16 protein-coding genes are annotated in these 18,425 nt (G+C 74.9%); 10 read left to right on the top strand and 6 right to left on the bottom strand.

What is annotated here, in order from left to right; genetic code table 11:
* Positions 1–70 precede the first annotated feature (70 nt).
* From FHS87_RS04825 to FHS87_RS04815, 3 genes are all read left to right on the top strand, one after another.
* Positions 71–2,743 (top strand): tetratricopeptide repeat protein, encoded by a 2,673-nt coding sequence (locus tag FHS87_RS04825; RefSeq protein WP_184514444.1) that lies wholly within the window; start codon positions 71–73, stop codon positions 2,741–2,743.
* A 154-nt stretch (positions 2,744–2,897) separates the two neighbouring features.
* A complete protein-coding gene (locus FHS87_RS04820) occupies positions 2,898–3,452 on the top strand; it encodes a DUF1003 domain-containing protein (protein ID WP_184514442.1) in 555 nt (184 codons plus the stop codon).
* Positions 3,449–3,670 (top strand): DUF1289 domain-containing protein, encoded by a 222-nt coding sequence (locus FHS87_RS04815; protein ID WP_184514440.1) that lies wholly within the window; start codon positions 3,449–3,451, stop codon positions 3,668–3,670. Before FHS87_RS04820 ends, FHS87_RS04815 begins: the two co-directional genes overlap by 4 nt.
* Positions 3,671–3,703: 33 nt before the next feature.
* Here the strand turns inward: FHS87_RS04815 and FHS87_RS04810 are convergent, their stop codons facing one another.
* The gene (locus FHS87_RS04810) at positions 3,704–4,474 is read right to left on the bottom strand and encodes a TrmH family RNA methyltransferase (RefSeq protein ID WP_184514438.1); all 771 of its coding nucleotides are present in this window, start codon (positions 4,472–4,474) and stop codon (positions 3,704–3,706) included.
* A gap of 225 nt (positions 4,475–4,699) precedes the next feature.
* Between FHS87_RS04810 and FHS87_RS04805 the strand changes: the two genes are divergently transcribed.
* Positions 4,700–5,788, top strand: a complete 1,089-nt coding sequence (locus tag FHS87_RS04805; protein ID WP_184514436.1) for a DUF808 domain-containing protein — start codon at positions 4,700–4,702, stop codon at positions 5,786–5,788.
* A 152-nt stretch (positions 5,789–5,940) separates the two neighbouring features.
* Positions 5,941–6,558 carry an NMCC_0638 family (lipo)protein gene (locus tag FHS87_RS04800; protein WP_184514434.1) on the top strand — a complete coding sequence of 206 codons (618 nt, stop codon included), beginning with the start codon at positions 5,941–5,943 and terminating at the stop codon, positions 6,556–6,558.
* A gap of 129 nt (positions 6,559–6,687) precedes the next feature.
* On the opposite strand, the gene FHS87_RS04795 is transcribed toward FHS87_RS04800, so the two are convergent.
* Together FHS87_RS04795 and FHS87_RS04790 are read right to left on the bottom strand one after the other, a co-directional pair.
* Positions 6,688–8,100, bottom strand: coding sequence for a serine/threonine protein kinase (locus tag FHS87_RS04795; protein ID WP_184514432.1), 1,413 nt, complete (start codon positions 8,098–8,100; stop codon positions 6,688–6,690).
* A 1-nt stretch (position 8,101) separates the two neighbouring features.
* Positions 8,102–8,842 carry a metallophosphoesterase family protein gene (locus FHS87_RS04790; RefSeq protein WP_184514430.1) on the bottom strand — a complete coding sequence of 247 codons (741 nt, stop codon included), beginning with the start codon at positions 8,840–8,842 and terminating at the stop codon, positions 8,102–8,104.
* Between the two features lie 129 nt (positions 8,843–8,971).
* Here FHS87_RS04790 and FHS87_RS04785 point away from each other — a divergent pair, with 129 nt between their 5' ends.
* The gene (locus tag FHS87_RS04785; RefSeq protein WP_184514428.1) at positions 8,972–9,835 is read left to right on the top strand and encodes a branched-chain amino acid aminotransferase; all 864 of its coding nucleotides are present in this window, start codon (positions 8,972–8,974) and stop codon (positions 9,833–9,835) included.
* 70 nt (positions 9,836–9,905) lie between these two features.
* Here the strand turns inward: FHS87_RS04785 and FHS87_RS04780 are convergent, their stop codons facing one another.
* Both FHS87_RS04780 and FHS87_RS04775 read right to left on the bottom strand, forming a co-directional pair.
* Positions 9,906–12,047 (bottom strand): hybrid sensor histidine kinase/response regulator, encoded by a 2,142-nt coding sequence (locus tag FHS87_RS04780; RefSeq protein WP_184514426.1) that lies wholly within the window; start codon positions 12,045–12,047, stop codon positions 9,906–9,908.
* 15 nt (positions 12,048–12,062) lie between these two features.
* Positions 12,063–13,016, bottom strand: coding sequence for a PfkB family carbohydrate kinase (locus FHS87_RS04775; protein WP_184514424.1), 954 nt, complete (start codon positions 13,014–13,016; stop codon positions 12,063–12,065).
* Between FHS87_RS04775 and FHS87_RS04770 the strand changes: the two genes are divergently transcribed.
* The 4 genes from FHS87_RS04770 (at position 13,015) to FHS87_RS04755 (ending at position 17,917) form a co-directional block, all read left to right on the top strand.
* Entirely contained in the window at positions 13,015–13,746 is a 732-nt protein-coding gene (locus tag FHS87_RS04770) for an RluA family pseudouridine synthase (RefSeq protein ID WP_184514422.1), read from the top strand. The two genes, FHS87_RS04775 and FHS87_RS04770, sit on opposite strands and share 2 nt — an antisense overlap.
* 49 nt (positions 13,747–13,795) lie before the next feature.
* Positions 13,796–15,529: a sensor histidine kinase gene (locus FHS87_RS04765; protein ID WP_184514420.1), complete on the top strand. Its 1,734-nt coding sequence runs from the start codon at positions 13,796–13,798 to the stop codon at positions 15,527–15,529.
* A gap of 74 nt (positions 15,530–15,603) precedes the next feature.
* Positions 15,604–17,046: a deoxyribodipyrimidine photo-lyase gene (locus tag FHS87_RS04760; protein ID WP_184514418.1), complete on the top strand. Its 1,443-nt coding sequence runs from the start codon at positions 15,604–15,606 to the stop codon at positions 17,044–17,046.
* The gene (locus FHS87_RS04755; RefSeq protein ID WP_184514416.1) at positions 17,039–17,917 is read left to right on the top strand and encodes a type 1 glutamine amidotransferase; all 879 of its coding nucleotides are present in this window, start codon (positions 17,039–17,041) and stop codon (positions 17,915–17,917) included. Before FHS87_RS04760 ends, FHS87_RS04755 begins: the two co-directional genes overlap by 8 nt.
* 91 nt (positions 17,918–18,008) lie before the next feature.
* Here FHS87_RS04755 and FHS87_RS04750 read toward each other — a convergent pair whose 3' ends face one another.
* Positions 18,009–18,410: a response regulator gene (locus tag FHS87_RS04750; RefSeq protein WP_184514414.1), complete on the bottom strand. Its 402-nt coding sequence runs from the start codon at positions 18,408–18,410 to the stop codon at positions 18,009–18,011.
* Positions 18,411–18,425 lie beyond the last annotated feature (15 nt).

Here is an 18,425-nt window from a genome sequence, read left to right as displayed (position 1 = left end):
CCACAGGCAGCGGAACGAAATTTTCACGATGGGGTGCGAAGCCGATCACGTTTTGTAGTAGGATCGTGTCATGCGGTCGAACGCCCAGAACCCGGTCCCGGCGCCCCGGCGCATGCCCCTGCCCCATCCCGCCCCGGCCTGGCCGCTCCATGCCCGGCCCTTCCCTGGCTGGCCCGCCGCCCTGATCGCGGCCGCGCTCGCCGGCCCCCTGCCCGCCGGCCCCGCCCTGGCCCAGGCGCCGTTCGGGGGCGCCCCGCCCTTCGGCCCCCCGGGCCTCGCGGGCGGCAACGGGACCGGGGCCGCCCTGCCGCCGGGTGGAACCGCCCCCGCCGCGGAGCAGCCCGGCCCGCCCGTGACCTCCAGCCGCGGCGGCGCGGTGCTGCTGGAGCAGGCGAACTACTGGCGTTCCCAGGGCCGGCTCGACCTCGCCCAGGGATCGCTCGACCGCCTGCTCACGATCGAGCCGAACAACCCCAACGTCCTCGCCACCGCCGCCGAGGTCGCGGCCCTCAACCGGGACCGCGCGGCGGTGCAGGCCTATGTCACCCGGCTGAACGCCATCGCGCGCGGCTCGCCCGCGGCGGTGCGCGCCGCCTCCGCCCTCCGCATGGCCTCGATCGACGAGGGCATGCTGGCCGAGGCGAGGCGCCTGGCCCAGACCGGGCAGGCCGCCGCCGCCATCCGCCGCTACCGCGACATCTTCCCCGACGGCGTGGTGCCGGACGCCTTCGCCACGGAATACTACCAGACCCTCTCCAGCATCTCCCCCCAGGCCTTCGCCGAGGCGCGGGCGGCCATGGAGGGCGTGCTCGCCCGCAACCCGGAGGACCGGGCGCTCCAGCTCGCCTTCGCCCAGATGCTCACCTTCCAGGAGCCCACGCGCCCCCTCGGGATCGAGCGGCTCCGCGCCCTGTCCGAGCTGCCGGACACGGCGAACGCCGCCCGCGCCGCCTGGCGGCAGGCGCTGCTCTGGCAGGGGCCGGGCGAGGCCACCATCGCGGCGATCGGCGACTATCTCCGCCACTTCCCGACCGACCCCGAGATCTCGAAGAAGCTGGAGGATTCGCGTCCCTCGCCGACCGACCAGATCGGCCAGCTCCGAATCCGTGCCTTCGACCTCATGAAGACCCGGCCCGCCGAGGCCGAGCGGCTCTTCGAGCAGGCGCTCGCGGCCAACCCTGAGGACGTCGACTCCACCCTCGGCCTCGGCATGCTCCGCCGCGCCCAGCGCCGGGAGGCCGATGCGCGCCGGCTCTTCGAGCGCGCCGTGGAGCTCGCCCCGGACCGGCGGGACGAGTTCCTCCGCAGCATGGGCTATGTGAACGCCCAGGGGGTGGCCTATGGCGCCGGCGGCAATGCCCGCGGCACCCGCCCCGTGACCGGCCCCGCCCTCCAGGCCTGGCGCGCGCTGGAGCGCGGGCAGCTCGACGAGGCGGAGGATCTCGCCCGCCGGATGCCGCAGGGCACCGCCGCCGAGGGGGCGGAGATGGCCAAGCTCCTCGGCCTCATCGCCGCGCGCCGGCGGGACTACGACACAGCCGAGCTGCGCTTCCGCGAATCCCTCGCCCGCCGCCCGGGCCAGCGGGACGTGCAGGCGGCGCTGCATGACAGCCTCGTCCAGCGCGGCCGCTTCGCCGAGGCCGACCGCTTCGCCGCCGAGGCGGGCTACAGCCCCGCTACCAACACCGCGAGCTTCCGCGCCGGCGCGCTCCGCGCCGAGGCCGCGCGCACCCCCGATGTGGACGCCCGCATCGCCCTCTACCGGCGCGCCCTCGCCGCCGAGCCGAACAATGCCTGGACCGCCCACGACCTCGCCCGCCTGCTGAAGACGCGCGGCGAGCAGGACGAGGCGCGCCGGATCGAGCGCGACCTCATCCGCCGGGGGACGCCGGACTCCCTCTACGCCGCCGGGCTGCTCGCCGAGTATGACGGCCGCCCCGCCGATGCCGCGGCGCGGGCCGAGGCCATCCGGGGGCGCAACGCCGATGCCAACGCCCTGCTGGCGCGGAACCGCCGCGTGCTGGAGGTGCAGCGGCTGGAGGTGGCGGCGCGCGGCAACCCGCGCTCGGCCGCGGCCCAGCGGCTGATCGCCATGGCGGCCGAGCCCGATCCGGGCGGCGACACGCGCGCGGCCATCCTCCGCGTCTTCGGCCGCCTCCGCCAGCCCGAGAACCTGGAAGCCGCGACCCGCGCGGCCAACCCCGCCGCCCCCGCCAACTCGGCGGAGGCGAAGGCGCTGATGGCCGCGGCCCTGCTCGATGCCGGGCGGGCCACCGCCGCCGAGAACCTCGCCCGCCGCGCCGAGAGCGACCCGCGCCTGGGCACCGCCGTGCAGCGCACCGCCGCCGGCCTTCCCGCCGTCTCCGGCGCCGGGGCTGGAGCCGGGGCGGCGGCTGGCGGCACGGTGCCCGACAGCTGGCGGGCCCAGCTCTCCCTCGCCCGCGTCCTCGCCCGCACCGACCGCGCGCGGGAGGCGACGGAGCTGGCCGAGGGCGTCCTCTCCCGCGATCCCCGTAACGTGGAGGCGCGCTCGGTGGCCGGGGAGATCGCGGTGGTGCGCGGCAACCTCTCCCGTGCCGAGCAGATCCTGGCCGACGGCAAGGCCATGGGGGGCGACGAGCTGCAGATGGCGCTGCTGGAGGCCCGCATCGCCCGCGCGCGAGAGGACGGGCCCCGCGCCCGCCGCGCACTGGAGACCGCCGCCCGGCTGCGGGGCGAGCAGCTGCGGGGCGAGGGCCGCTAGCTTCTCCCGGCGGGAGGGTTCTCCCGCCCCGGCGGGACACCTCCCGCCCCGGCGGGGCTTCCCGCCCGGGCGCATGGCAGGGTTCCGGCAACCGGCGCCTCCGCCGGGACTTACCTCAGCCCTGCCCGCTCGCCCGGTCCGCCGAGGAACCGCCATGCTCGACAAGCCCCCTACCGTCTCGCCGCCCGGCCCGGCCGGGCTGACCCAGTCGCTCCGGCGCAACATCCAGGCGCTGGAGGACCGCCGCCGGGACGAGGCCGCGCGCGCGACGCGAGAGGAGAAGGTGGCCGAGGCCATCACCGCCTTCACCGGCAGCATGCTCTTCGTCTACATCCACCTCGCCATCTATGGCGGCTGGATCATCGTGAATCTCGGGCTGATCCCCGGCGTGCCGAAGTTCGATCCCTCCTTCGTCACCCTGGCCATGATCGCCTCGGTGGAGGCGATCTTCCTCTCCACCTTCGTCCTCATCAGCCAGAACCGCATGGCCGCCGCGGCCGACAAGCGCGCCGACCTCGACCTCCAGATCAGCCTACTGACGGAGCACGAGCTGACGAAGCTCTCCGAACTGGTGGTCGCGATGGCGGAGAAGCAGGGCATCCGCGCGGCCGGCGACCCGGAGCTGGCGGAGGTGCGGAAGAGCGTCGCGCCCGAGGCCGTGCTGGACGAAATCGAATCCCGCCAGGCCGGAGACGGGGGCGCCCGGTGAGCGAGCGCGCCGGCCGTCCCTGCATCGGGATCTGCGACTACGAGGACCGCACGGGCTGGTGCCTCGGCTGCGGCATGACGAAGCCGGAGAAGAAGGCCTGGAAGAAGGTCCCCGCCTTTCGCCCGGCCATCCTGATCGCCCTCGCCATGCGGATGGAGGCGCTGGCGGCCGAGGGGCACGCCACCGGACCGGAGGCCGGGCGCAAGGGCCGGGACTGATCCGGCCCAGGCTCCCCGCGTGCCGGGCGCGCGTCAGCCTCCCCGCGCCGGGCGCCGGGCCGAGAGGGCGTGGATCAGCACGGCCGCCGCGACCGAGACGTTGAGGCTCTCCACCCGGCCGGAGCCGGGCAGCGTCACCCTCATGTCGCAGGCCGCGGCCGTGCGCTCGCTGACCCCCTGCTCCTCGTTGCCGAGGACGAGGGCCACGCAATCCGCCGAGGGCAGGGCCTCCGGCGCCACCCCGCCCGCGGCGACGGCGGCCACCGTCAGCACCTTCATCCCCGGCAGGGCAGCGGGCAGGTCCGGCACGGACCAGAGGCTCAATACCTCCAGCCCGCCCTCGCTCGTCCGCCAGGCGGCGTCCGAGAGCCCGGCCTGCCGCGGATCGCCCGAGAGCACCATGCCGATGCAGCCGAAGAAGGCCGCCGAGCGGGCGATGGCGCCGAGGTTGTGCGGGTTCGACACCCCGTCCAGCACCGGCAGCACGGGCGCGGTCCGCAGCGCGGGCGGCAGCGGCAGGGCGAGCGGGGCAACGCGCCGCCGCGCCACCACCGCCACGATGCCCCCGTGGTGGACGGTGCCGGCGACCCGCGCCAGCTCCTCCTCCCCCACCTCGCGATAGGGGTGGCGCATGGCGGCGAGCGCCGAGCAGAAGGGGTTCGCCTCCCGTCGGCGGGAGGGGAGGTGGAAGAGGCGCAGCACGTCCCGCGGGCGCCGGGCGAAGACGGCCGCGACGGCGGCGAGGCCGCAGATCCGGTCGGGCTCGGGCGGGCGGGGCGGCCTCGGGGCTTGGGGGCGATCCATGGCCCGCATCCACACCCGGCCCCGGCCCCCGTCAAGCGAGGTTCCCTTCGAGCGAGGCCCCTTCAGGCGAGGCCCCCTCAGGCGAGGCATGCCGCGCGCCGCCGCCTCGCGCTCCGGTTCACGCATCGGGGCGGGGCGCCGAACCCGCAGCCCCGGCCCGCGTTGCCACCCCGTCATCGGCCGAGCCAGTCGCGAATGGGGCCGGCCGCGAGTGGGAGATTGCACTTGAGCACAGGTCTGCTGGCGCTGCTGGACGACGTGGCGGCCATCGCGAAGGTCTCGGCCGCCTCGCTGGACGACGTGGCGGCCCAGGCCGCGCGGGCGGGCACGAAGGCGGTGGGGGTGGTGATCGACGACGCGGCGGTGACGCCCAACTACGTCGTCGGCTTCGCCGCCTCGCGCGAGCTGCCGATCGTGTGGAAGATCGCGCTCGGCTCCGTTCGCAACAAGCTCGTCTTCCTCCTGCCGGTCGCGCTGCTGCTCAGCGTCTTCGCGCCCGGGGCGATCACGCCGCTGCTCATGCTGGGCGGCGCCTTCCTCTGCTACGAGGGGGCGGAGAAGGTCTGGCACGCCCTCCACCCCCATGCCGCCGAGGCGCATGAGGCCGCCACCGGCGCCGCGCCGGGCGCCGCCTTCCGCGATCCCTGCCGGCTGGAGGAGGAGCGGGTCCGCGGCGCGATCAAGACGGACTTCATCCTCTCCGCCGAGATCATGGCGCTCACCCTCGCCACCCTGCCCGATTCCTCGCTTCCGGCGCAGGCGGTGATCCTCGCCCTCGTCGGGCTGGCCCTCACCGCCCTCGTCTATGGCGGCGTCGCGCTGATCGTGAAGGCGGACGATGCCGGCGTCTCCCTCGCCTCCAACCGCCGCCCCGCCTCCACCCTGCTCGGGCTGCGCGCCGCCCCGCCGGGCCCGCAAGGAGGGGCGGACCGGGCGCTGTTCTCCCTCACCCGCCTCCTCGGCCGCGGCCTTGTCACGGGGATGCCGGTGCTGCTGCGCGTGCTGAGCGTCGTCGGCACGGCGGCGATGCTCTGGGTGGGCGGCGGCATCGTGCTGCACGGGCTGGAGGGCTTCGGCCTGGCCGCGCCCGGGCATCTCGTCCACCACCTCGCCGTGGAAGCCGCCGCGCTCGTCCCGGCACTCGCGGGCGCGGTGGAATGGCTCGTCGGCGCCGCCCTCTCCGGCCTCGCGGGCCTCGCCCTCGGGGCGGTGCTGATCCCGCTGGTGGGATATGTCGGCGCGCCGCTGATCCGCGGGGCGAAGGCGCTGTTCGGGCGTGGCCGGGAGGCCCGGCACGGGGAGGCCGCGCCGTAGGGGACGCCCGCGGTCCCATCAACGCCCGCCCGGCGGGCGACCATGCCCACGGCGGCCGTTCCTTCGGGAAATATGCATGCGGGCCTCGATCATCGAGGCGACTGTCGAGCGCTTGCCTTGACGGTAACGAAACCGTGATGACTAGATGCTGCATGCTTGATCCTCGTTCCGCCATGCTGCTTGCCGGCATGGCCGCTCTCTCCGGCTGCGCGACGGCACCCAGCAGGTCGGGAACCGCGGTCGGTCAGGGCGTGACGGCGCGCAGCGCCGCGCCGGGCGGACCGATGCACGTCACGGCGGACGCCATGAAGGCGTATCTCCGTGTTTGCATCGCGAACCCCGGAAGCGATGAGGGTCGGCGCGGAGCTCTCGTCGCCCTGGGCTTTGCCAACGTACCGCCGGAAGCAGCCACCCCCTTCCTCTCCGGGAGACCAGGTGTCGCCTGGGTGCGACCGGTTCCAGCGGGGCAGATGCCGGCCTATGCCGTCGTGACCCGGCCGGGTGAGGCGTGGTGCTCGGTCTTGGCGCGCGGCGTCGAGCCGTCGGTTTCACCGGAAATCTTCTCCCACATGGTCGAGAGTCTCCGGAGCCCGCAATACGACGTGAGGAAGGTCGGGGATGTGGAGGTCACGCCTGGGGGCGGCATCGGGCGAGATATCCGCTACGTCGGTACCAGACGTCCTCCGGCCGGGACCGGTATCGTCTACGTGCTGAGCATGGACGCCGATGGCGGAAGGATGCTGCTTTCTGCCGGCGCTTTCCGGGAGTAGGCCCGCTCCGCGCTGTCCATAGCCGGGTGCGGTGGAGTGGCTCGTCGGCGCCCCGCTAGCCCGCGGGGTGAGGGCGCTGATCGGGCGTGGCCGGGATGCCCGGCATGGGGAGGCCGCGCGGAAGGCCCCCTAATCCTCCCGCGTACGGGGACGTACCACCGTCACGGTGCAGGGGGCCCGCGCGGAGACCGCCGCCGAGACGCTGCCCACGTGCTGGCGCAGCGCAGAGCTTCCCCGCGCGCCCAGAACGACATGGTCCACCGGGTTCACGGTGACGAATTCAAGCAGCGCCGCCGCCGGGTCCACCGCCTCCAGCACGTGGAAGGTCACGCGCCCTTCCGGCAGGCCCAGCGGCGCCGCCCAGTGCCGCAGCTCGGCCAGGCGCCGCGCGTGCTTGCTCCGCCCCTCCGCGTCCAGCGTCGTGTCGAGCTGGATGCGGTTCAGCCTGAGCACGTTGAGGCAGGCCAGCCGCGCCCCCGGCAGGGTGGGCAGCATCCGCGCCACCGCCCGGCGCAGCTCCTCTGAGAGCCCCGCCCCTTCCTCGCCCCCTTCCCGGCTGAGCGCCACCGCCACCGCCAGGATCGGCGCCGCCGCGATCCCCTGCGCCACGGGGCGGCGGAAGCGCGGCTGCGCCTCCGGGTTGAAGCGCCGCCGCAGCACGGCCCCGAACCCGTCCCGGCGGAGCTTCCCGGCACGCTGCGTCAGCGCCACCCCCTCGGGGTTGCGGAGGTCCAAGAGGAGCTGCGCCGCCGTCGGGTGGCGGCGGTCCGGCTCCACCTCCAGGCAGCGCAGGATCACCTCCTGCAGGGCGGGCGGCACCTCCGGGCGCAACCGGCGCGGCGGCACGGGGTCCCGCCACAGCCGCCGCTTCAGCCCCTTCATCCGCGAGGGATTCCCGAAGGGCAGCGCGCCAGTGGCCATGTGGTACATCAGCGCCCCCAGGGCGAAGAGGTCGCTCCGGGGATCGCTGCGGATGCCCATCACCTGCTCCGGCGCCATGTAGGGCGCGGAGCCGTAGGGCAGGCGGAACTCCTCCTCCATGAGGTCGGGTAGCTGGTCGTGGCGGGACAGGCCGAAATCAACCAGCACGGCCGTGCCATCCTCCCGCAGCAGGATGTTGCCCGGCTTGATGTCGAGATGGATCACGTGCCGGCGGTGCAGCGCGTCCAGCGCGGCCGCGATCCGGGCGCCCAGGAGGGCCACCTCCTCCACCGGCCAGGGCGCCTCCCGCATCCGCCCCTCCAGCGAGGACGCCGCCACCCGCTCCATCACGATGTAGGGCTGGCGCTCGAACCCCGCCCCCGCCACGAAGCGCGGCACATGCGGCCCGGACAGGCGGGGGAGGATCATCCCCTCCATCTCGAAGGAGACGATCGCCGCCGGGTCCTCCCCCTCGAACAGGCGGGGCACCTTCATGAGCATCGGCAGGTCGTGCGCCGGATGCGTCACGGAATAGAGCAGCGCCATGCCGCCGGCATGGACCCGCTCCCCGATCAGGAAGCCGTCCAGCCTGTCGCCGGTGGTCAGGCGGGGCCGCGCCACCTCAGGCCCCGCGCAGCAGCCGCAGCGCCAGCACCTCCGGCAGCCCGGCCTCGCGGATCTTCTCCGCCGCCGCCGCCGCGTCGTAGGGTACGCGATGCCAGGTCAACTCGGACCGCTCGGTGTCCAGCATGCCGTAGCAGGCCGAGGGGTCGCCGTCCCGCGGCTGGCCCACGGCGCCCAGCACCGCCACCCATTTCCGCGCGCGCAGCAGCGGCACCGCGACGCCCGGCACCGGCCGGAAGCCCGTCAGCTTCACCGCCGCCGTGATCCCGAACAGCCTGGGCACGTGGGTGTGCCCGCAGAAGGTCGCCCAGGCATCCGTCGCGTTCAGCGAGGCGAGCGCGGCGTCCGCATCCGTCACGTAGTGCCAGGCCTCGGGGTCGGAGGCGTCGGCATGGACGTAGAGGCGCCCCTCCTCCTCCCAGTCCAGGGGCAGCCGCGCGAGGAACCCCGCCGCCTCCGGCGAGAGCCGCTCCCGCGTCCAGTCGATCGCGGCGGCGGCCATCCCGTTCATGCCGCCAGGCCCCTTGCGCACGGCGTCGTCGTGGTTGCCCCGCACGGCCACGGCGCCCCGCGCCACCTCGGCCATGACGGTCTCCACGACCCATTCCGGATCGGCGCCGTAGCCCACGAGGTCGCCGAGGAAGACCAGCCGCTCCGCCCCGGCTTCCCGCGCGTGCTCCAGGCAGGCCTCCAGCGCCTCCCGGTTCGCATGAACATCCGCCAGCAGCGCGATCAGCACGGCCCGTTTCCCCCGAATTGGCGAAACGATACGACATTCCCTGCGCCGCGCGACCCCCGGCGGGGCTCTTTCCCCACCCCCGCGCCCGTGCCAGCTTCCCCCTCTCACACGGGACGAGGGAGAGGGCCGATGGCCGGGGTGTTCTGGCACAAGGGCGAGTGGATGACCGAGGAGCCGAAGGTGCTCGGCCCCATGGACCACGCCTTCTGGCTGGGCTCGGTCATCTTCGACGGCGCGCGCGCCATCCGCGGCACCGTGCCCGACCTCGACCTCCACTGCCGGCGCTGCGTGCAGTCCGCGCGCAACATGCTCATGGAGCCCACCATGACGGCCGAGGAGATCGAGGAGCTTTGCCGCGAGGGCGTGCGCCGCATGGGGCCGGAGGCCGAGCTCTACATCCGCCCGATGTTCTTCGTCCGCAACGGCCTCGGCGCGGCCCAGCCGGACCCGGCGAGCACGGAGTTCATCCTCTCCATCTACGACTCGCCCATGCCGCCGGCGAACGGCTTCTCCGCCGTCACCGCCCCCTTCCGCCGCCCGGCCGCCGACATGGCGCCGACGGATTCGAAGGCGAGCGCCCTCTACCCCAACTCCGCCCGCGCGACGGCCTGGGCGAAGGCGCGGGGCTACGACATGGCGGTGGTGCTGGACGAGGCCGGCAACGTCGCCGAGTTCGCCGCCGCCAACCTCATGATGGTCAAGGACGGGGTGGTGATGACGCCCGCCGCCAACGGCACCTTCCTCGCCGGCATCACGCGCTCCCGCATCATCCAGCTGCTCCGCGACGCGGGCCGCGAGGTGCGCGAGTGCACCGTGACCACCGGCATGCTGGAGACGGCGGACGAGATCTTCGCCACCGGCAACTTCGGCAAGGTCCAGCCCTGCACCCGCTACGCCGACCACCACATGCAGCCCGGCCCCGTGGCCGCCGAGGCGCGGCGCCTCTACTTCGACTTCGCCGAGACCGCGCGCATCATCCCCCGCGCCGCCTGACGCGCGGGGCCCGCCGGACGGGCGGGGCCGGCCGGGGACGGGAGCCGCCGCGCCCGCCCCCGGGCCGGGCTCAGCGCTCCTCGATCAGCTCCCGGATGCGGGTGGCGAGCGCGTCCATCGCGAAGGGCTTGGTCATCACATGCATGCCAGGCTCGAGATGGCCGTTCCCCACGGCCGCGTTCTCGGCATAGCCGGTGATGAACAGCACCTTCAGCCCCGGCCGCGCCAGCCGCGCCGCATCGGCCATCTGCCGCCCGTTCATGCCGCCGGGCAGGCCCACATCCGTCACCAGCAGGTCGATGCGCATATCCGACCGCAGCAGCTTCAGCCCGGAGGCGGCGTCGGCGGCCTCCAGCGCGGCGTAGCCCAGCTCCTCCAGCACCTCCGCCACCAGCATCCGCACGGTGGGCTCGTCATCCACCACCAGCACCGTCTCGCCCTTCGTGGCGCGCGGCAGGGCCGGGAGTTCGGGCAGCGGCACGGCCTCCTCCGCCTCGCCGTGGTGGCGGGGGAGGTAGAGGCAGACCATCGAGCCCTCGCCCGCCTCCGAGTAGATCCGCACCTGCCCGCCGGACTGACGCGCGAAGCCGTAGATCATGGAGAGGCCGAGCCCGGTGCCGAGGCCGAGCGGCTTGGTGGTGAAGAAGGGGTCGAAGGCCTTGGCGATCACCTCGGGCGTCATCCCCGTGCCCGTGTCGCTCACGCAGAGGGAGATGTACTGGCCCGGCGGCAGCTCGCGCTCGCGCGCGGCGCGGGCGTCCAGCCAGCGGTTGGCCGTCTCCACCGTCAGCCGCCCGCCGCCGGGCATGGCGTCCCGCGCGTTGATGCAGAGGTTGAGCAGCGCGTTCTCGAGCTGGTTCGGGTCCACCAGCGTCGTCCAGAGCCCGGCGGCGGCCACCACCTCCACCACCATTCCCGGGCCCATCGTGCGGCGGATCAGCTCCTCCATGCCGCCGACGAGGCGGTTCACGTCGGTCGGCCGGGGATCCAGCGTCTGCCGGCGGGAGAAGGCCAGCAGCCGGTGCGTGAGGGAGGCGGCGCGCGCCGCCGCCCCCTGCGCCGCGACGACGTAGCGGTCCACCTCCCGCACCCGCCCCTGGGCGATGCGCGCGCTCAGCAGCTCCAGCGAGCCGGTGATGCCCGTCAGCAGGTTGTTGAAGTCGTGCGCGATCCCGCCCGTGAGCTGGCCGACCGCCTCCATCTTCTGGCTCTGGCGAAGCTGCTCCTCGGACTTGCGCAGCGCCGCCGTGCGCGCCTCGACCAGCTCCTCCAGCCGCTCGTTCATCTCGCGCTGGCGCATCTCGGCCAGCTTGCGCTCGCCGATGTCGAGCACGGTGCCGATCAGCCGGACGGCCCGGCCCTCCTCGAAGAAGGCCTCTCCCTTGGCGGCCACCCAGCGCTCCACCCCGTCCGACAGGCCGATGGTGCGGTATTCCGTGTCGAAGCTGCCCGTGCCCGCGGGGTCCAGCGCCGCCGAGACGGCCGCGTCCGCCCGCGCGCGGTCCTCCGGGTGCAGGCCGGCGAGGAAGGTGCCCTCGTAGCTCACCGGGGTGCCGGGCGGCACGCCGAACAGCTCGCGGCAGCGGTCGTCCCAGGTCAGCGCGCCGGTGCGCACGAGGAAGTCGAAGGTGCCGATCCGCGCGGCGGCGGTGGCCAGGCGCAGGCGGTCTTCGCTCTCGCGCAGCGCCGCCTCGGCCCGCTTGCTCGCGCTGAGGTCCAGCATCGCCCCGATCATGCGGATGGCCGCACCCGAGGCGTCCCGGATGACGAAGCCGCGGTCGAGCACCGTGGCGTAGCCCCCATCGGCGCGGCGGAAGCGGTACTCCCCGGTCCAGTTGCTGCCCGCGCCGTCGATCACGGCGTGGATGCCGTCATGCACGCGGGCGCGGTCCTCGGGGTGGATATGGGCGATCCACCAGTCCCCCGTCGGCTCCGCGGCGGCGGGGGCGTGGCCGTAGGCGGCCTCCAGCGCCTCGTTCCACTCCACCGTGTTGGCGCGGAGGTCCCAGTCCCAGACCGCGTCGTTCGTCGCCCGCGCGGCCAGTCGGTAGCGCTCGTTGATCGCGGCCAGCATCTCCCGCCCGCTGCCGGCGCTCGCCCAGGGCACGGAGCCGGCATCCCCGGCGGTGCCGAGCCGCGCGCGCAGGGCGGCCGCCTCGGCCTCCAGCGCCTCCACCCGCCGCCTGAGTTCCTCGATCCTCTCGGAATCCATTCCCGTCCGGTCCGCTCAGTCCTTCCGTCGCGCCCGCACGAGCGGGCGGTCCGTGTCACCCGCCAGGAGCGCCTCCAACTCCGCCCGGTCCGGGGTGCGCCCGTCCCTTGCCCGGAGCGCGCCCGCGGCCGAGGCGAATCGGAGCGCGCGCTCCACCTCCTGCCCCTCCGCCACGGCCAGGGCATAGGCGCCGTGGAACACGTCCCCCGCCCCCGTCGTGTTCGTCGCCTCCACGGGGAAGGCGGGGCGGGTGGAGATACCCTTCATTCCCGGCGCGCGCCACAGCACCCCCCGCTCGCCCAGCGTCACCGCGGCCATCCGCAGCGGCCCGGCCTCCAGCGCGCGGGCCAGCCCCTCGGCGGGGGGCACGCCGGGGGCGAAGATGGTCAGGCCCGTCTTGGCGAAGATCGCGTGGTCGGCCAGCGGCACGAGGGCGCGCAGCACGCGCTCCTCGCTCTTCTCCGCGTCCAGCACGCCGGGCAGGCCGCGGGCGCGGGCCGCGGCGAAGGCGGCCTCGGCGGCCTCCGGCCAGCGGGGATCGCAGAGGAGGGAGCCCGCCTCGGCCAGCCGGTCCAGCGGCAGGGCGGAGGGGTCGGCCGGCAGCCTCTCCCCGCGATAGGTGACGATGCTCCGCTCGCCGCGCTTGTCCACGATCACGGCGGAGAGGGGCGTGCGCGCCCCCTCGGCCATGACGAGGCCGGTGGTGTCCACTCCCTCATCCTCGAGGGCCTGGCGCAGCTCCTCCCCCGCCTCGTCGCGCCCCACGCGCCCCCAGAACACGGCCCGCCCGCCGAGGCGCGCGACCGCGATGGCCGCGTTGGCCGCCATCCCGCCGACGCTCATGGAGTAGCCCCGCGCCGTGACCTTGGAGGGCGCAAGCTCCACCTCGTCCACGCGAAAGGTATGGTCCGTGACGACCTGCCCGAGGCAGACCACCAGCGCCCCCCCTCCTCGCTCACCGGAACCCATGCGCGACCCCTCATCCCTGCCCGGCTGGCTCGCCGCGCGAATCCTCGTCATCCGGCCCGACGTCATGGTCGTGGACAAGCCGCCCGGCCTGCCGCTCGACCCCGGCCGTGGCGGCAACGCCTCCCTCGCGGATTGGCTTCCCCTCCTCCAACTCGGCAAGCGCCACCTGCCGCAGCCGGCCCACCGGCTGGACACGGACACGGCGGGCTGCCTCGTCCTCGGGCGCACGAAGCCGGCGCTCGCCGCCCTCGGCGCCCTCTTCGCGGAGCGGCGGGCGGGCAAGACCTACTGGGCCGTCGTCACCGGCCGGCCAGGAGCGCCGGGCGGCACGCTCGACGCCCCGCTCCGCAAGGTGAGCACCGCCGCGGCGGGCTGGCGGATGGAGGCGCATCCCGCCGGCCAGCCCGCCCGCACCGCCTGGCGCCTCCTCGGCGCCTCGGGGGACGGCGCCCTTTCCTGGCTGGAGCTGCGGCCGGAGACCGGGCGCACGCACCAGCTCCGCGTCCATTGCGCGCTGCTGGGCTGTCCGATTCTCGGCGATCCCCTCTACGCGCCGGCGCGGCCCGGCAAGGGGGCGGCGATGCATCTCCTCGCCCGCTCGATCAGCCTTCCCCTGGACCCGCCCCTGGCAGCGACGGCCCCCGTGCCGCCCGCCATGGCCGCGGCTTTCGCGCGGTGCGGCGCGGCGGGGGAGGCATCCGGCCCCGCCGGGGACGTCACGAAGGTTTGACGAAGCGCCCCCCCGCCTGCCAAAGCTGCCCCGTCGAGGACGGAGCGCGATGCCGGAGGGCCCCCAGAACGCGCGGCTGCCCGCCGCCCCGGAAGCCGGATTTGCAGAGACGCGGCCCGATGCCAGGGACGCGGCGCCGCGCTGGTCCTTCGGCCAGCGGCTCGCGCTCGCCTACGGCGCCGTCTCCCTCCTCATCATCCTCTGCGCCGGCGCCTTCTCTGCCTGGCAGGCCTCGCTCCTGACGACGCGGAGCGAGGAGCTGGCCCTGGCCGAGACGCGGCGCCTGGCCGAGCGGGTGGGCGGCACCCTGGCCCGCGCGGCGCAGGGCATCGCGACCCTGGCCGTGGCCGAGCCCCTGGCGCGGGGCGCCGAGGGCTGCGGCGCGCTGCTCAACGCCGCCCATCTCACGATGGACGCCGAGATCCGGCACCTCTTCGTCACCGGGCCGGACGGGCGCGTGCTTTGCGCCACCCTTCCCGGCGCCGCCGGCCGGCTCGCCGACAGCCCCACCCTCCGCACGATCCAGCGCACCGGGCGCCCGGCCAACGGGCTGATCGGGGAGGCCGGGCTCGGCCTCCAGGGCGTGATCGGCGTCGGCCATCCCCTTCGCCGCAACGGCCAGCCCGTGGGGGCGGTGACGGCCGCCCTCTCGGTGGAGGAGCTGCGCGGCACCGCGGCGGGGGAGCCGGCGGCCATCCCCGGGCTGCGCGCCTGGCTGCTCGACGCGGCCGGGGGCAGCCTCTCCCTGCTCGGCCCGCAGGGGCCGATCCCGGCGCTGCCCGAGGCGCTGCACGCCTCCTTCGCCGCCCCCCAGCCGGTGGGGGCGGGCCACGCCGCCCATGGCGGGACCTTCTTCCTCAAGGCCCGGGTGACCGACGACCTCACCCTCGTCGCCACCCTGCCCCAGCACATGCTGCGGGCGGGCGCGCCGCTGGAGGTGGCGCTGCCGCCGCTGCTGCTCGCCCTCATCCTGCTGCTGGGCATGGGCGCGCTGTTCTGGGCGGTCCGGCGCTCCGTCATCGCCCCGCTCGAGGCCGCGGCGCGCCGGCTCGAGGCGGGGGAGCCGCTCCTGCCACCCGGGGATGACGGCCCGCCGGCCGAGGTGGCCGGCCTCCTCCGCCGGCTCGCCGCCACGCGCACCAGCCGCGACGACGCGGCCGCGCTCCGCGACGCGCTGCTGGCCGAGGCGCAGCACCGGATCAGGGACCACCTCGCCCTCGTCGCGACCTTCCTGCGCCTGCAGGAGCGCCAGCTCTCCGACCACGCGGCGCTCCAGGCGCTGCGCGCGGCGCAGGGGCGCATCCTCGCCATCGGCACGAGCTACGAGATGCTGGATGACGGGCCGGGGGGGCTCGTCTCGCTGGAGGGAGTGCTCGGCCGCCTCGCCCGCGCCCTCGCCGCGCGGGACCTGACGGAGGGCAACGCGACCGGGATCCAGATGGACCTGCGGCCGATCGAGGTGCCGGCCGACGTGGCGGTGAGGACCGCCCTCATCATGAACGAGCTGGTGACCAACGCCCTCAGATACGCCTTCATCGGCCGGGCGCCGGGCACGGTGCGGATCGTCCTGCGCCCGCTCGCGCCCGCGGAGGGGGCGGCAGGGGCGGGCTTCACCCTGCTCGTCTCGGACAACGGCGCCGGCATGCCCGACCAGCCCCGACGCGGCCTGGGAATGACGGTGGTGGACAGCCTTCTCCGGGGCATCGACGCGCGGATCGAGCGCCTGCCCGGGCCCGGCACCGCCTTCCTCGTCACCTGGGCCGGGGGCGGCGGGGAAGGCTGACGGCCCCTCCCATCTCCGGAAAAGGGCCGGGCGGCCGGTAGCGCCCCGGCCATCACCCCCTACATGGCCGGGCGATGATCCAGGCCAGCCGTATCCGCACCCTCAAGGAAGCCCCGGAGCGCGAGGGGGCGGAATACGTCCTCTACTGGATGGGCCTGGCCCAGCGGGCACGCTTCAACCCCGCCCTGGAGCTGGCGGTGGAGGAGGCGAATGCCCGGAACCTCCCCCTCCTCGTCCTCTACGCCATCGCCGAGGGCTTCCCCGAGGTGAATGCCCGCCACTGGACCTTCCTGCTGGAAGGGATCGCCGAGGTCGGGCCCGCGCTGGAGCGGCGCGGCATCGCCTTCGCCGCCCGCCGCACGCCGCCCGTGGAGACGGCCCTGCACTTCGCCGGGCGCGCCGCGCTGGTGGTGCTCGACCGCAACTACCTCAAGCCCGTCAGGAACTTCTACGCCGACTTGGCCGCCCAGGCCCCCTGCCGCGTGGTGCAGGTGGAGGGCGAGGTGGTGGTGCCCGTCGAGACCGCCTCGCCCAAGCACGAGATCGCGGCGCGCACCCTGCGCCCGAAGCTGCGGCGCCTGCTGCCGGAATACCTGCACCCCCTGGAGGAGCGCCCGGTGCGCGTCCCCGCCGCCGCCGCGGGGCTGCAGCCTGAGAGCACGCTCGACCTCTCCGACATCCCGCGCAGCGTGGCGGGGCTGCGCTGCGACCACTCCGTGCGCCCCGTGCGCCGCTTCCGCGGCGGCACCTCCCAGGCCGAGGCGCGGCTGCGGCGCTATCTCGGCGACCCGGACAGCCCCGGCGCGCCGGGGGCGGCCGACCCGCCCGGCCTGCCCTTCGCCAACTACGCCGCCGGGCGCGGGCGGCCGGAGGCGGGCGCGGCCTCCCATATGAGCCCCTACCTCCATTTCGGGCAGGTCTCGCCGGTGGCCATCGCCCTGGCCGTGATGAGTTCCCCCGCCGGCGGGGAGGAGGACCGCACGGCCTATATCGAGGAGCTGGTCGTCCGGCGGGAGCTGGCGATGAACCACATCCACTACGAGCCGAATTACGACGACCTCTCCGCCGTGCCCGCCTGGGCCCGCCGCACGCTGGACGCGCACCGCGCCGACCCCCGCCCCTTCCTCTACACGCCCGAGCAGTTCGAACTCGGCCTCACGCACGACCGTTACTGGAACGCGGCCATGACCGAGATGCGCGAGACGGGATACATGCACAACCACATGCGGATGTACTGGGGGAAGAAGATCGTCGAGTGGTCCCCCACCCCCGAGGCCGCCTGGGAAACCGCGCTGCGCCTGAACAACCGGTACTTCATCGACGGGCGGGACGCGAACTCCTTCACCAATATCGGCTGGCTCTTCGGCCTGCACGACCGCCCCTGGGGGCCGCGCCCGGTCTTCGGCAATGTCCGCACCCTCGGCGCCGCCACGCTGAAGAAGTTCGACGCGGACGGCTATGTGCGCGAGGTCGAACGCCTCGCCGCCGCCGAGCGGGGGGAAGCGGCGCATGGCTGAGCCCTTCCGCTTCCTCGTCGCCGAGAGCGAGGCGCCCGAGGACCGCGAGGCCCGGCGCGCGAGCGTCGGTCGCTCCTCCGGCGAGACCTATGTGGAGGTGCTCCAGCGCCTCGCCCCCGGCGCGGTCTGCGATCAGGTGAAGCCCGCCGAGGAAGGGGTGCCCCCCACCGAGGCCGAGGCGCTCGCCCGCTACGACGCCGTCTTCCTCTGCGGCTCCCCGCTGCACGTCTATGAGGAGACGCCCGAGACCCGGCGCGTGCTGGACTTCATGCGCGCCGTCTTCGCCTCCGGCACGCCCTCCTTCGGCTCCTGCGCCGGGCTCCAGGTCGCCGTCGTGGCGGCGGGCGGGGAGGTCGGGCCGCGGGAGGGCGGGAAGGAGGCCGGCTTCGCCCGGCGCATCGCCCCCAGCGCGGCCGGGCGGGACCACCCGCTGCTCGCCGGCCGCCCCGCCGCCTACGACGCCCCCGCCATCCATTCGGACGAGGTGAAGCGCCTGCCCCCCGGCGCCACGCTGCTGGCGGGGAGCGCCGCCTCCCCCGTCCAGGCCGCCGAGATCCGGCAGGGAGAGGGCGTCTTCTGGGGCGTGCAGTACCACCCCGAGCTATCCCTCCACGAGGTGGCGGAGGCGCTGCGCCGGCAGGCGGCGAGCCTCGTCGAGGACGGGCTGGCGGCGGACCGTGCGGCGGTGAAGGAGCAGGCCGACCGCGTGGAGGCCCTGGCCCGCGAGCCCGGCCGGCGCGACCTCGCCTGGCAGCTCGGGCTGGACGCCGAGGTGACGGACCCCGCCCGGCGCCAGGCGGAGCTGCGGAACTTCATCCGCCACCTCGCCGAGCCCCGCCGCGCGGCGCGGTGTGACCGCGCGGCACGGTGAGACCGCGCGGCAACAAGATGTTCCCGCGACGCGCGCCGAAACCGCGCCCTGCCGCACCGCGTGACCGCGCGGGAGGGCGGGCAGGCCCCCTTCAGGGCCCCCGGTCGCGGCTGGCCGCCAGCAGCTCCTCGAGCGCGAGGATGAGCTCCTGCCGCAGGATCGGCTTCTCCAGCTTCGGGTGCTGCCGGTAGTTGGCGGCATCCTTGATCCGCACGTCCCCCGTGGCGAAGAGATAGGGCACGCCCAGCTCGTCCAGCCTGTCGGCCACGGGATAGACCGTCTCGCCACGGCCGAGGTTGACGTCCAGCACCGCCAGGTCCGGCGCCCCGGGCTCCTCCTCGATGATCTCCAGCGCCTGGTCCACGCTCGGCACGGGGCCGAGAATCTCGGCGCCGGCCCCGCGGAGCCAGCCCTCCATCGCCTCCGCGATCAGGTACTCGTCCTCCACCATGAGGATGCGCTGGCCGGCCAGTAGTCCCGCGGCTTGGGGCATCTCGTCCTGAATCCC

The organism is Muricoccus pecuniae (assembly GCF_014199205.1).
Classification (GTDB): Bacteria; Pseudomonadota; Alphaproteobacteria; order Acetobacterales; family Acetobacteraceae; genus Roseomonas; species Roseomonas pecuniae.
Note: the sequence above shows the minus strand (reverse complement) of the source record. Positions and strands in the feature narration are given on the sequence as shown.